This is a genomic window from Ottowia beijingensis (assembly GCF_013423955.1).
GTDB classification, from domain to species: domain Bacteria; phylum Pseudomonadota; class Gammaproteobacteria; order Burkholderiales; family Burkholderiaceae_C; genus Ottowia; species Ottowia beijingensis.
In genome coordinates, this window is record NZ_JACCKX010000001.1 from 3,515,542 (window position 1) to 3,528,827 (window position 13,286).

A 13,286-nucleotide genomic window follows, 5' to 3' on the forward strand; every position below is an offset into this window, starting at 1 on the left:
TTGAACAGTCCTTCTCTCGACCCCGCTTCGTGGCCCGGCGAAGCCACGCCGTTGCAGCGCAACGCCGCCCCCACACCGCGCCCGCCACCAGCCACGCCCCGCGCTGGCGCGTGGACGAGGTGGACTGGTCGCGCATCGACCAGCGCCGCATCGCTGGTCATGAAGAGCTGTTCTACCTGCTGGTCAGCGCATCGTTCATCGAATCCGGCTCCGACCTGTACACCAGCAACCTGGCGGCGCACTACGCCGACCACCCCGAGGTGGCCGCCTGGCTGCAGGCACAGTGGGAGCACGAGGAACTGCAGCACGGCCGCGCCTTCGAGCTGTACGTGAAGGCTGCCTGGCCCGACTTTCCCTGGCAGACGGCGTTCGAGGGTTTCATCGCCGAATACGGCCCCCTGTGCAGCATGGACGAGCTGGAGCCCAACCGCGCGCTGGAGCTGGCCGCGCGCTGCGTGGTCGAGATGGGCACCACCACCTATTACCAGACGCTGCGGTCTTTAAGCACCGAGCCGCTGCTGACCGAGCTGCTCGGCCACATCCGCGCCGACGAGGTGAACCACTACAAGCACTTCCTGGCCTATTTCAAGCTGCTGAACGCCCAGCGCCCGGCCGGCCGCGCGCGCGTGGCCCGCGTGCTGTACAAGCGCCTGCTGGAGCTGCGCGAGAGCGACTCCGACGTCGCGCTGCGCCACGTGTGGGCGCACAAGGGCGGCATGTTCCCGCAGGGCGCGCAAAGCTTCGAGGACATCAGCCAGCGCGTGTACCGGCTGGTCAGCAGCCGTCTGCCGGCCGATCAGGCGGTGCGCATGCTGCTCAAGCCCCTGCAGCTGCCGCGCCGTCTGGAGCAATGGCTGCAGTCGCCGCTGGAGCGCCTGGCCCGGCGCGTGATCGCGACGTAGCGGTCAGCGCAGATACTCCCCAGCATGCTGCCCGCCAGCGCTTGCCAGTCAAGCGCTGGGCATATGTACTCCCAAGGAGTATTGACAAAATTGACTTTGAGCAGGCCGCGCAGGATGCGTCACTGGCCTGAGCAGGGCTCAAAGTCGGGGAGATTCAGGGTGGGCATTCGAGATGCTATCAAATAATGATTGCAACATGCAGATGAGTTGCCTAGAATTGCAATCATGAACAGCAAGCATAAAAAGACCTTGGAGGCCGTGTTCAGCAAGCCGACACCATCGGCGCTTGAATGGGCGCGCATCGAGGCACTGCTGCTGGCTGTGGGGTGCGTGGTGGTGGAGGGCCGGGGGTCGCGCGTGCGGTTTGTGCACGGCCAGCATGTCAGCGCCTTTCACCGCCCCCACCCGGCCAAAGAGGCCAAGCCGTACCAGGTAGAAGAAGCCAGGGCGTTTCTGGCGTTGATAGGAGTCCAACCATGAGCAGCACCATGACTCACAAGGGCCAGACGGCCCGCATCGAATTCGATGACCGCGACAACATCCTCGTTGGGCGGCTGGTCGGCATCACCGACGTCGTTTCGTTTCATGCGGAATCGGTGGCCGAGCTGCGCGCCGCATTCGAGGAAGCCGTGGACGACTATCTGGAGACCTGCGCCAGAATTGGCAAAGCGCCCCAGCAGCCTGCCAGCGGAAAGATGATGCTGCGGGTTGCGCCCGAGGTGCACAGCGCCGCCCTGATGGCGGCGCAGGCGGCGGGCGTCAGCCTCAACCAGTGGGCGGCCCGTGTGCTCGGCGAGGCCGCGCGCGCTTAACCCCGCCGCCCCTCATTCTGTAGGAGCGGCCTTGGCCGCGATGAAGCGCATCGCGCACCGGCCACCCCATCGCGGCCAAGGCCGCTCCCACACAGCTGCTCAAACGCCCGGCCGCCCGGGCCGCAGCCTGGCCATCTGCTGCCGCGCCACCGGGTGCCCCAGCGCCGCTGCCCGGGCGATCCACATGAGGGCGAGGTTGTCTTTCTGCTCCTGCGTGTGTAGACTCCCCCGAAGCCGCATAGTGGGCAATGCCCAGCCACTGCATGGCGTCGGCGTGGCCTTGCGCTGCGGCCTCGTTCAGCCAGTACAGCGCGGCCTTCTCGGCACCTGCCACATAAAACAGCGCCCCCATGTCCGCCTGCGCATCGGCCACGCCGGCGTCGGCCTGCAGCAGCACCGGCAGGTCGCCTGCGCTCAGCGGCACCTCGGCCAGCGGCAGCACGTCGGCCAGCACCAGCAGCGCGCGGCCGCGCGCGTCCTTGCCGCCCTTGCCGATGCGCCCGTCCGTCACCCGCCGCCACAGCGTGCTGCGGCTGATGCCCGTGATGGCCACCGCCGCGTCCAAGCTGATCATGTCCATGCCGATTTCCTTTGTGCTTCGGCCCGATTCTAGGCGTGTGAGAAACAACCGGTGACATGGCGCCCGCCATGCCGTGACACGCAATTTGCCGTGTCACGCCGGGGCTGGAACGGTCGTGCCTGAATCAATCGGCGACGCCTCTGCCAAATACCGCACGAAAACCGGCCCCGCGGCTCCTGGCATGCCGACTGCAGAACTGAAGCCGACTGGTAACCGCCAGTTTCATTCAAGTTCACAGGAGCCTTTCAAATGAAATCCACCGCACTGCGCCGCGCCCAGGCCGGCTTCACCCTGATCGAACTGATGATCGTCGTGGCGATCATCGGTATTCTGGCGGCCGTGGCGCTGCCGGCGTATCAGGATTACACCGCCAAATCCCAAATCGCGGCAGGTTTGGCGGAAATCACGCCCGGTAAGGTCAATGTGGAAAGCAAAATCACTGATGGTCTTGCTGCAGCGATTGCTCTTCCTGCTGACGTTGGTCTCCAGGCTACGACCAATCGCTGCACTATTACTGCAGCCGTCGCAACGAATGGTGAGAGCACTCTGGAGTGCACACTGAAAGGCGCTTCATTGATTGCCGGCAAAAAAGTGACTTGGGCGCGTACCGCAGACAACGCTACCACCGGGGTTTCCGGTACATGGACATGCACTACTACTGCGGCGGCCAAACTGTCGCCGAAGGATTGCCAGCCGGCCACGCCCTAATTTCAAAACCGATGGAAATAAGGAAAACAGGGTCAGATCACGATTTTCCCTCAATGATCGAAGAGGCGGATTGGCCGAGAGGCGCAATCCGCCTTTTATTTCCACCAATCGGAAAGATGTTTATCATGGAAAAATTGAGTAACATGAAAAAACCTCTGCAACCGCAGCAAGCTACAAGGGCGTGATCAACCACTTCAATGAAAGCGGCGATCAGATCAAGTGGTACTTTGAGCAACTGCCATTATTGGTCAAGGACTTCCCATAACAGTATGTCTTGCGTATGCATTCCTGAAAACGGAGCAAGCTCAGAATCGAGCGCTCTATTGCGGTGTCGTTAAGCTGCATGGTGCTGACGGCGAGGTTGCAGACAATGCCATCAACAAGCAGCATTTAACCAGAGATGGTTTTCGGCTTCTTTATAAAAACGTCTTTGGGCATGCCTTGAATGACAGCACCTCAGAAAAAATTAAAAAAGCGGAGAGAGTCAGAGATCGAGTCATTCATGGGAAGCAGGTTTCCGACCCTGATATGCGTCAAGCCATTATTGATGTTATTGAATATGCAAAGGCTTTGAACAAAGATTTAAAGGCGGCTGCAGGGTTTGAGCCGTTTGGCGACTTGCGGGGATTCAAGGGCAGAGCCCAGTCGCTCGAAAAGTCCACTACAATTTGGCTCCTCAAGGGTTTAGGATTTACCGGCGGGGAAATTAGGGTTGGAAAAATAGGGTCAGATACCAATTTTCTTCAAGCTCGAAAAGGTGAATTGGCCGAGAGCTTCAATCCATTTTCTTGTTTGATCAATTGGATGCTCATCGAGGTCAAGCATCCAAGTGTTTTTATTCACTCTTCAAAAATTTCCTGCAAGGCGGCCAGGGTGGCACTCAAGGTTTTGGCTGAGACCGCTCCCAGCTTTTTGGCCAGGCGAATCTTGTCCACGGTTCGCATTTGATCGAGCACGATCAGCCCTTGGGTGCCTGCGTGGGTGACGGGCACACGAAATGGGGCAGCGAAGCCTTGGGAGGTCATGGGCGCGACGATGACGGTGCGCAGATGGTCGTGCAGTTCGGCCGGCGAGATGACCACGCAAGGCCGCGTCTTTGAATCTCGCTGCCGACCGTGGGGTCGAGGTTGACCAGCCAGATGTCTCCGCGTTTCACCATGACAGGTCCTGGTCGGCCGCGTTGCCGAACTCGCCCATCAGCAGGGCATCGTCACCCGCTGCGGCGATGGCCTGCGCAGCCTCTGCCCAGCCGGCACGCGCCAGTTTGGCGGGCCGGCGCAGCACGATGGCGCCTTGCTCGACCGAGACCATGGCCGTGCTTGCACTGTCCAACCCCGCCTGGGCCAGCAAGGCCTTGGGCAAAACCACGCCTTTGCTGTTGCCGATGGTGCGGATCACGATGTGCATGATGGAACTCCTGAGGTTTCAACAATGTTACCACTTCGGGGCGGGTCGACTTGTGATTCCGCTTCGGTAGAAAACGGGGCGCCATTGGCAGGAAATCGGGGGTGGATACGAGTTGCCCTGCGATGCAAACAGGGCATGGCCTCTACACGATCCGACGCCTGCTACCCCAGGGTGACATCCAGGGTCAGATAACGATTTGCAGCATCTGAGTGAAATTCGGCTCCAAGGCAGTCAGGGCAAGCGCGAAAAGCTATTCTTTTGAAGCGATCGGTGGACTGAGGCGCCGCATGGTCCCCGGTGCCGCAGCGCCTGCGCGGGTGGGCGCACGGTATCATCGCCGCTTCGCTTTCGCCCCTCTTTCCGGCCCCGCGGCCCGCTGCGCCAGTGCGTCTCAACTCCATCAAGCTCTCGGGCTTCAAGTCCTTCGCCGAACCCACCAACTTCATGCTGCCCGGCCAGCTGGTGGGCGTGGTGGGCCCCAACGGCTGCGGCAAGTCGAACATCATGGACGCGGTGCGCTGGGTGCTGGGCGAATCAAGGCGTCGGAACTGCGCGGCGAGTCGATGCAGGACGTCATCTTCAACGGCACCACCACGCGCAAGCCGGCCTCGCGCTCGTCGGTCGAACTGGTGTTCGACAACGCCGACCACCGCGCCGGTGGCCAGTGGAGCCAGTTCACCGAGATTTCCGTCAAGCGCGTGCTGACGCGCGACGGCAACTCCAGCTACTACATCAACAACCAGCCGGTGCGCCGGCGCGACGTGCAGGACGTGTTCCTCGGCACCGGCCTGGGCCCGCGCGCCTACGCCATCATCGGCCAGGGCACCATCAGCCGCATCATCGAATCGCGCCCTGAAGAGCTGCGCCTGTTCCTCGAAGAAGCCGCCGGCGTCAGCAAATACAAGGAGCGCCGCCGCGAGACCGAGAACCGCCTGGCCGACACGCGCGAGAACCTGACGCGCGTCGAAGACATCCTGCGCGAACTGAACGCCAACCTGGAGAAGCTGGAAAAGCAGGCCGAGGTGGCACAGCAGTACCGCAGCCTGCAATCGGCGGCCTCGCTGAAGCAGAACCAGCTCTGGTTCTTGAAGCGTGCCGAGGCCGAGGAAGGCCAGGTCAAGCTCAAGGCCGACGCCGAGAAGGCCGTCAACGACCTCGAATCGCGCGTGGCCGACTTGCGCCATGTCGAGTCCGATCTGGAAACCATCCGCCAGGCCCACTACGCCGCTGGCGACCAGGTGAACCAGGCGCAGGGCCTGCTGTACGAGGCCAGCGCCGAAGTCGGCCGGCTGGAGGCGGAGATCCGCTTCGTCGTCGAAGGCCGCCAGCGTGCCGAGGCGCGGCTGGTGCAGTTGAAGGAACAAGTCGCCCAGTGGGCCGCACGCAAGGACGAGGCCGAAGCCGAGATCGAGAACCTGGCCGCGCAGGGCGCCGAGGCCGAAGAAAAATCCATCACTCTGGCCGCGCAGCTCGAAGAGCAGCAGGGCGCCTTGCCCGATTTGGAAGAGGCGCTGCGCGGCGCGCAGGCCAAGTCGGCCGAGCAGCGCACCGCCGTCGGCCAGGTGCAGCAGCAGATTCAGGTGCTGGCCGCCGAGCAGCGCGGCATCGAGGAGCAGACGCGCCAGTTGAACGCGCGGCGCGAAAAGCTCAGCGCCGACAAGAACGCACTGGCCGCGCCCGACGAGCAGCGCCTGCTGAACCTGCAGCAGCAACTGAGTAGCGCGCAGGAAACGGCCGAAGTCACCGACGCCCGCCTGGGCGAGCTGCAGGACAGCGTGCCGCAGCTCGATGAAGCTCGCCGCGCCGCGCAGCAGGCCGTGAACAGCGAAAGCGCCAAGCTGGCCGATCTGTCGGCCCGGCTGGAGGCGTTGAAGGCGCTGCAGGAAAAGGTGAAGACCGACGGCAAGCTCAAGCCCTGGCTGCAGAAGCACGGGCTGGACGGCCTGCAGGGCCTGTGGAGCCGCATCCACGTCGAACCCGGCTGGGAGAACGCGCTGGAAGCCGCGCTGCGCGAGCGCATGAGCGCGCTCGAAGTCAGCCGCCTCGACATGGTGCGTGCCTTCGCCGCCGATGCACCGCCGGCCAAACTGGCCTTCTACAACCCGCCCAGCGCCGCGCTGCCCGAGCGCGCCGGCAGCCTGCCGCGCCTGGCCGATCTGCTGCGCCTGCACGACTCGGGCCAGAAGGCGCTGCTGTCCGACTGGCTGGCCGGCTGCTACACGGCCACCAGCCTCGAAGACGCTCTGGCCGCCCGCACCCAGTTGCAAAGCGGCGACGCCATCTATGTGAAGGATGGCCACTGCGTCACCGCGCACAGCGTCAGCTTCTACGCGCCCGATTCCGAGCAGGCCGGCCTGCTGGCGCGCGCGCAGGAGATCGAGAACATCGAGAAGCAGCTGCGCGCGCAATCGCTCATCAGCGACGAAGCGCGCAACGCCTTGGTCAAGGCCGAGGCCACCTACAGCGACGCCAGCCAGCGCCTCGTCACCACGCGCCGCGAGGCCGCCGAGGCGCAGCAGCGCGCCCACGAGCTGCAGGTCGAAACCCTGCGCCTGACCCAGCTGGCCGAGCAGACCCGCGCGCGCAGCGAGCAGATCGCCGGCGACCTGGCCGAGGTGGATGCTTCGCTGGGCGACCTGCAGGAGCGCCGCGTGACCGCCGAGGCGCGCTTCGAAGAGCTGGACATGCAGCTCGCCGACACGCAGGAGCGCCACGCGCAGCTGGACGAGCGCGTGATCGAGGCCGAGCGCAAGCTGGCCGAGGCGCGCGAGCAGCAGCGCACGCTGGAACGCCAGGCGCAAGAGGCCACCTTTGCCCAGCGCAGCCTGGAAGCGCGCCGCGCCGAACTGGCCCGCACCATCGACACCGCCGGCCAGCAGACCGCCGGCATCGAGGCCGAGCAGCAGCGCGCGCAGGAAGAGCTGACGCGCCTGACCGACGCCGCCGCGCAAGCCGGCCTGCAAAGCGCGCTGGCGCTGAAGCTGGAGCGCGAGCAGGCCCTGGGCGCACAGCGCAGCACCTACGACGACCTCACCGCCAAGCTGCGCGCATCCGACGAGCGCCGCCTGACGCTGGAGCGCGAGCTGGACCCGCTGCGCGCCCGCATCACCGAGCTGCAACTGAAAGAGCAAGCCGCCCGCCTGGGCACCGAGCAATACACGCAGCTGCTGACCGACGCCGAAGCCGACCTGGCGGCCGTCGAGCAGTCCATCACCGAAGGCAACGTGCGCCTGCAAGGCCTGCAGGGCGAGATCGACCGCCTGCACCGCGACGTGCAGGCGCTGGGCGCCGTCAACCTGGCCGCGCTGGACGAGCTGACCACGGCGCGCGAGCGCAAGCAATTTTTAGATGCGCAGAACGCCGACCTGACCGAGGCGATGACCACGCTGGAAGACGCGATCAAGAAGATTGATGGCGAAACGCGCGAGTTGCTGGGCAGCACCTTCAACACCGTCAACGAGCATTTCGGCCGCATGTTCCCCGAGCTGTTCGGCGGCGGCCACGCCAAGCTGGTGATGACGGGCGAGGAAATCCTCGACTCCGGCGTGCAGGTGCTGGCGCAGCCGCCGGGCAAGAAGAACCAGACCATCCACCTGCTCTCGGGCGGCGAGAAGGCGCTGACAGCCATCGCGCTGGTGTTCGCCATCTTCCAGCTCAACCCGGCGCCGTTCTGTCTGCTGGACGAGGTGGACGCGCCGCTGGATGACGCCAACACCGAGCGCTATGCCAAGCTCGTCACCAAGATGAGCGGCCAGGGCACGCAGTTCCTGTTCATCAGCCACAACAAGATCGCCATGGAAATGGCCGAGCAGCTGATCGGCGTGACGATGCAGGAGCAGGGCGTGTCGCGCATCGTGGCGGTGGACATGGAAAGCGCCGTCGGCATGGCTGAAACCGTCTGATGGGATGATGGCTGCGTGACCACCCCGCTCCAGCGCCATCGCACGGGCACCGCGCCATGCGGTGACGGGGCGAGGCGTCGGCACTCCAATAACCATAGCTGCCTGCGCTTTCCGCACAAGGTTTTCAGACGTTTTTCATTTGAAAACAAGGCGGGACTAGCGCAAGCCACTATCAAAACCATATCTATGCCAACCGCAGGCGTGGCCAGCACCACGTTCTTCCCCTTGGCACGGCGCATCTTGGGAGAGCGTCCAACATGAGTTCCTTGCAAGTGGGCCTGGCCGTGGCCGGCGGGCTGATTCTGGGCGGCGTGATCGCCTACAACACCTGGAACGCGCGGCGCAACGAGCCGCGGCAGGCGCAGCCCGAGTCGCAGCCCGCGCCGCTGGTGGCCGAGCGGGTCGAGCCCACCATCGACGGCAGCAGCGGCGCGCCGGCGCCCGAGCGCGTCGAGCCTGCGTTCGACACCCCGTCGGCCCTGCAGCCGCTGGGCCCGCTGCCCGTGCCCGACAAGCGCCCGCGGCTCGATGCACTGATCGACGTCATCGCCCCCATCGCGCTGGATGGCCGCGTGGTCTCGGGCGATGCGCTGCTGGCCGCGCTGCCGGCCACCCGCCGCGTCGGCAGCAAGCCCTTCGCCGTCGAGGCGCAGAACGAGGACAGCGGCGAATGGGAACACCCCATCGCCGGCCAGCGCTACACCGCGCTGCAGGCCGGCGTGCAGCTGGCCAACCGCACCGGCGCGCTGAACGAGATCGAATACTCCGAATTCGTCATGAAGGCGCAGCGCTATGCCGATGCCGTGGGTGGCGCGCCGGACTTCCCCGACATGCTGCACGAGGTGGCCCGCGCGCGCGAGCTGGACCAGTTCGCCGGCCAGCACGATGCGCAGCTCGGCTTCACCCTGCGCGCGCGCGGCTCGGCGTGGAGCCCCGGCTTCGTGCACCAGCAGGCTGCGCGGCTGGGCTTCGTGGCCGGCGTCATCCCGGGCCGCATGGTGCTGCCGTCCAGCGAGCCCGGCCTGCCGCCGGTGCTCGATCTCAGCTTCGACCCGCAGGCCGCGCTGTCGGAAGACCCGGCGCATTCGGCCATCCAGGAGGTCACGCTCAACCTCGACGTGCCGCAGGTGCACCGCAACGAGCAGCCCTTCGCGCGCCTGCGCGACGCCGCCTTCGCGCTGGCCGAGGGCATGGGCGGCGTCATCACCGACGACGCCGGCCAGCCCCTGCGCCCCGAGATGATCGACACCATCGGCGCCGACCTGGAACGCCTGTACGACACGCTGGACGAGCACGACCTGGCCGCCGGCTCGGCTCAGGCGCGCCGGCTGTTCAGTTGACAGCCCCTGAGGCGCTCGCGCGCCTTGCCCCCTTCTCTCGCTGCGCGGGAAGGGGGCAACGCCAGCGGGCGGGCCAAGCCCTTCCACGGCGTTCCTCGCGTGACCTGCTCCGCGGCGATTGGCTGGGCTGGCTGCGCAGTCCGGTGTTGACTCCCTCCCCGCTGGGGAGGGCCGGGGTGGGGCCAGCGGCGCTCATCCCGACAGCAGGCCCGCTGTGATTTCCATGGTCAAATAGCCCTTCCGCGCCCACCCGACAAGCGCATGCAGCTATGAATACTGAAGCATCCATCGAAGCCCGCGCCGCCGAGTTGCGGGGCCTGATCCAGCGCGCCGCGCACCAGTACTACACGCTGGATGCCCCGAGCTGCCCGACGCCGAGTACGACCGCCTGTTCCAGGAACTGCAGGCGCTGGAAGCCGCGCACCCCGAGTTGCGCACGCCCGATTCGCCCACCCAGCGCGTGGGCGGCGCGGTGCTGGCGGGCTTCACCCCGGTGCGCCACGCGCTGCCCATGCTCAGCATCCGCACCGAGACCGACACCACGCCCGCCGGTGCCGAGAAGTTCGACGAACAGGTGCGCAACCACCTGGCCAGCGAGCAGCGCCGCACCGAACTGAAGCCCACCGACCCCCGCTACCGCGCCGAGCCGCTGTGCGCCGCCGCGCAGGCCGCGCTGGCCGGCGCGCCCATCGACTACGTGGCCGAACCCAAGTTCGACGGCCTGGCCATCAGCCTGCGCTACGAGCACGGCGTGCTGGTGCAGGCCGCCACGCGCGGCGACGGCGAGACGGGTGAGGACGTGACGCAGAACATCCGCACCATCCGGCAGATTCCGCTGCGGCTGGCTTCGCTTCATCCCCGCTGGCGGAGGGCGGGGGTGGGGGCAGCACCGCGCCCTTGGCGAACCAGCCCCTCACCCCAGCCCTCTCCCCAGAGGGGCGAGGGGGCAAGACCACGGACGCTGAGACGGCCGTGTCTTCACGCCCTCTCCCGCTGGCGGGAGAGGGCCGGGGTGAGGGTGGCGGCTGGCCCATCCCCCGGTGCTCGAAGTCCGCGGCGAGGTCTACATGCGCCGTGACGACTTCGAGGCGCTGAACGAGCGCATGCGCGAACGCATGGCTGCCGGCGACAAGGCCGCGAAGACCTTCGTCAACCCGCGCAACGCCGCGGCCGGCGCGGTGCGCCAGCTCGATTCGGGCATCGCGCGCCAGCGCCCGCTGAGCTTCTATGCCTATGGTCTGGGCGAGGTCACGTCGCCCGACGCGGGTGGCCCGGATTTCGCGGCGCACTGGCAGGTGCTGCAAGCGCTCAAGGCCTGGGGTTTTCCCGTTTCCGACCTTGTGCAGCCAGCGCAGGGCGCTTCTGAGTTGATAGCATTCCACGCCGCCGTGGCCGCCCAGCGCGACAGCCTGCCGTTCGACATCGACGGCGTGGTGTACAAGGTGGACAGCCTGGAACTGCAGCGCGAGCTGGGCTTCGTCACGCGCGAGCCGCGCTGGGCCGTGGCGCACAAGTACCCAGCGCAGGAGCAGCTGACCACGGTGCAGGCCATCGACGTGCAGGTGGGCCGCACCGGCAAATTGACGCCCGTCGCCAAGCTGGCCCCCGTGTTCGTCGGCGGCGTGACGGTGACCAACGCCACGCTGCACAACGAACTGGAGGCGCGCCGCAAGGACGTGCGCGTGGGCGACACCGTGGTGGTGCGCCGCGCGGGCGACGTGATCCCGGAAGTCGTCTCGGTGCTGGCCGACAAGCGCGTGGACGGCGCGCCCGAGTTCAGCATGCCCACGCATTGCCCCGTGTGCGACAGCGCCGTGGTTCGCGAAGAAGGCGAGGCCGACCACCGCTGCACCGGCGGCCTGTTCTGCGCCGCGCAGCGCAAGCAGGCGCTGCTGCATTTCGCCAGCCGCCGCGCCATGGACATCGAGGGCCTGGGCGAGAAGCTGGTCGAGCAACTGGTCGACGGCAATGTCGTCAAGGCGCTGCCCGACCTGTACCGCATGGGCTTCGTCGCCCTGACCGCGCTGGAGCGCATGGCCGCCAAGTCGGCGCAGAACCTGCTGGATGCGCTGGAAAAATCGAAGCAGACCACGCTGGCGCGCTTTTTGTTCGCGCTCGGCATCCGCCACGTCGGCGAGACCACGGCCAAGGACTTGGCGCGCCACTTCGGCACGCTCGACGCCATCATGGCCGCCAGCACGGACCAGTTGCTGCAGACGCCCGACGTCGGCCCCGTGGTGGCCGAGAGCATCCACACCTTCTTCCAGCAGCCGCACAACCGCGAGGTGGTCGAACAGCTGCGCGCGGTCGGCATCACCTGGCCCGAAGGCGAACCGGCGCCCGCCGCGCTGCTGCCGCTGGCCGGCAAGACCTTCGTGCTGACCGGCACCCTGCCCACGCTGAGCCGCGATGAGGCGAAGGAAATGCTGGAGGCTGCCGGCGCCAAGGTGTCGGGCAGCGTCAGCAAGAAGACGCACTACGTCGTCGCGGGCGAGGAGGCCGGCAGCAAGCTGGACAAGGCGCGCGAACTGGGCGTGGCGGTGATCGACGAGATCGAGATGCGTGCGCTGCTGGGCGACGCTGCATGAGTGGCGCGCCGGGCATCCGCCTGGGCATCGACCTCGGCGGCACCAAAATCGAGATCGCCGCGCTGGACGGGCACGGCGCCTTTCTGCTGCGCGAACGGGTGGCCACGCCGCAGGGCGATTACGCAGGCACGCTGCGCGCCATCGCGGGGCTGGTGGCGCAGGCCGAGCAGCGCCTGGGCGCGACGGGGCTGCCGCTGGGCATCGGCATTCCGGGCAGCCTGTCGCCGCTGACGGGCCGGGTGCGCAACGCCAATTCCACGGCGCTCAACGGCCAGCCGCTGCGCGAAGACCTGCAGGCGCTGCTGCAGCGCCCGCTGGGGCTGGAAAACGATGCCAACTGCCTGGCGCTGAGCGAGGCCACCGACGGCGCTGGCGCGGGCGCCGAAGTGGTGTTTGCCGCCATCCTGGGCACCGGCGTGGGCGCGGGCATCGCCGTGCGGGGGCAGGTGCTGCACGGGCGCAACGGCATCGCGGGCGAGTGGGGCACAACCCGCTGCCGCCCGAGCCGGGCGAGCAGCGCGCACCGCGCGTCTGCTGGTGCGGGCGGGCGGATTGCGTGGAGACCTGGCTGTCCGGCCCCGCGCTGGCGGCCGACCATGCGGCGATGACGGGGCAGCGCCTGGACGCGGCGCAGGTGGTGGCCGCCATGCGCGCGGGCGATGCGGCGGCGCAGGCCAGCGTCGAGCGTTACGCGGCCCGCCTGGCGCGCGCGTTGGCGCAGGTGATCAACCTGCTCGACCCCGACGTGATCGTGCTGGGCGGCGGCATGAGCAACGTGGCGGCGCTGTACGACGCGGTGCCGCGCCTGTGGGCGCCGCAGGTGTTCAGCGACAGCGTGCGCACGGTGCTGGCGCCGGCGCGGCACGGTGATTCGTCGGGCGTGCGCGGTGCGGCGTGGCTGGCTGCTCGACCGGAAGTATCAAATGGATAGCTGCTTGCGCTTGTTGGGCAATGGCTTGAAGCCGTTTGTACCTTGAAGTTGGGGCCGCTTGCGATGTCGCGCAGCCCGGCGTGCTTTACATGACCGGACTACCATGCGGTGGTACG

9 protein-coding genes and 4 pseudogenes are annotated in these 13,286 nt (G+C 66.8%); 10 read left to right on the forward strand and 3 right to left on the reverse strand.

Annotated elements, in window-relative coordinates:
* Window positions 1–29 precede the first annotated feature (29 nt).
* The 3 genes from H0I39_RS17380 (at window position 30) to H0I39_RS17390 (ending at window position 1,714) form a co-directional block, all read left to right on the forward strand.
* Complete coding sequence (locus H0I39_RS17380; RefSeq protein WP_180551310.1) at window positions 30–902, forward strand: ferritin-like domain-containing protein; 873 nt, start codon at window positions 30–32, stop codon at window positions 900–902.
* 225 nt (window positions 903–1,127) lie between these two features.
* Window positions 1,128–1,382 (forward strand): type II toxin-antitoxin system HicA family toxin, encoded by a 255-nt coding sequence (locus tag H0I39_RS17385; RefSeq protein ID WP_180551311.1) that lies wholly within the window; start codon window positions 1,128–1,130, stop codon window positions 1,380–1,382.
* Window positions 1,379–1,714 (forward strand): type II toxin-antitoxin system HicB family antitoxin, encoded by a 336-nt coding sequence (locus H0I39_RS17390; protein WP_180551312.1) that lies wholly within the window; start codon window positions 1,379–1,381, stop codon window positions 1,712–1,714. Before H0I39_RS17385 ends, H0I39_RS17390 begins: the two co-directional genes overlap by 4 nt.
* Here H0I39_RS17390 and H0I39_RS17395 read toward each other — a convergent pair.
* Entirely contained in the window at window positions 1,668–2,294 is a 627-nt protein-coding gene (locus tag H0I39_RS17395; RefSeq protein WP_180551313.1) for a hypothetical protein, read from the reverse strand. The two genes, H0I39_RS17390 and H0I39_RS17395, sit on opposite strands and share 47 nt — an antisense overlap.
* Window positions 2,295–2,543: 249 nt before the next feature.
* Between H0I39_RS17395 and H0I39_RS17400 the strand changes: the two genes are divergently transcribed.
* Window positions 2,544–3,002: a pilin gene (locus tag H0I39_RS17400; RefSeq protein WP_180551314.1), complete on the forward strand. Its 459-nt coding sequence runs from the start codon at window positions 2,544–2,546 to the stop codon at window positions 3,000–3,002.
* 441 nt (window positions 3,003–3,443) lie between these two features.
* On the forward strand, window positions 3,444–3,950 hold the full coding sequence (locus H0I39_RS17405) for a hypothetical protein (protein ID WP_180549138.1): 507 nt from the start codon (window positions 3,444–3,446) through the stop codon (window positions 3,948–3,950).
* Here H0I39_RS17405 and H0I39_RS17410 read toward each other — a convergent pair.
* Both H0I39_RS17410 and H0I39_RS17415 read right to left on the reverse strand, forming a co-directional pair.
* Window positions 3,842–4,161 (reverse strand): annotated as a pseudogene (locus tag H0I39_RS17410) (type II toxin-antitoxin system PemK/MazF family toxin). The gene H0I39_RS17405 and the pseudogene H0I39_RS17410 sit on opposite strands and share 109 nt — an antisense overlap.
* Window positions 4,155–4,409: an AbrB/MazE/SpoVT family DNA-binding domain-containing protein gene (locus H0I39_RS17415; protein ID WP_180551315.1), complete on the reverse strand. Its 255-nt coding sequence runs from the start codon at window positions 4,407–4,409 to the stop codon at window positions 4,155–4,157. The pseudogene H0I39_RS17410 and the gene H0I39_RS17415 overlap by 7 nt, the downstream one beginning before the upstream one ends.
* A gap of 384 nt (window positions 4,410–4,793) precedes the next feature.
* Here H0I39_RS17415 and smc point away from each other — a divergent pair.
* From smc to H0I39_RS17440, 5 genes and pseudogenes are all read left to right on the forward strand, one after another.
* Window positions 4,794–8,311 (forward strand): annotated as a pseudogene (smc, locus tag H0I39_RS17420) (chromosome segregation protein SMC).
* Between the two features lie 257 nt (window positions 8,312–8,568).
* Window positions 8,569–9,651 (forward strand): cell division protein ZipA C-terminal FtsZ-binding domain-containing protein, encoded by a 1,083-nt coding sequence (locus H0I39_RS17425; protein ID WP_180551316.1) that lies wholly within the window; start codon window positions 8,569–8,571, stop codon window positions 9,649–9,651.
* A 269-nt stretch (window positions 9,652–9,920) separates the two neighbouring features.
* A pseudogene (locus H0I39_RS17430) lies at window positions 9,921–10,489 on the forward strand (DNA ligase LigA-related protein); the annotation flags it as partial.
* Between the two features lie 202 nt (window positions 10,490–10,691).
* Complete coding sequence (gene ligA, locus H0I39_RS17435) at window positions 10,692–12,239, forward strand: NAD-dependent DNA ligase LigA (protein WP_373368314.1); 1,548 nt, start codon at window positions 10,692–10,694, stop codon at window positions 12,237–12,239.
* Window positions 12,236–13,170: pseudogene (locus H0I39_RS17440) on the forward strand (ROK family protein). Before ligA ends, H0I39_RS17440 begins: the two are co-directional and overlap by 4 nt.
* Window positions 13,171–13,286 lie beyond the last annotated feature (116 nt).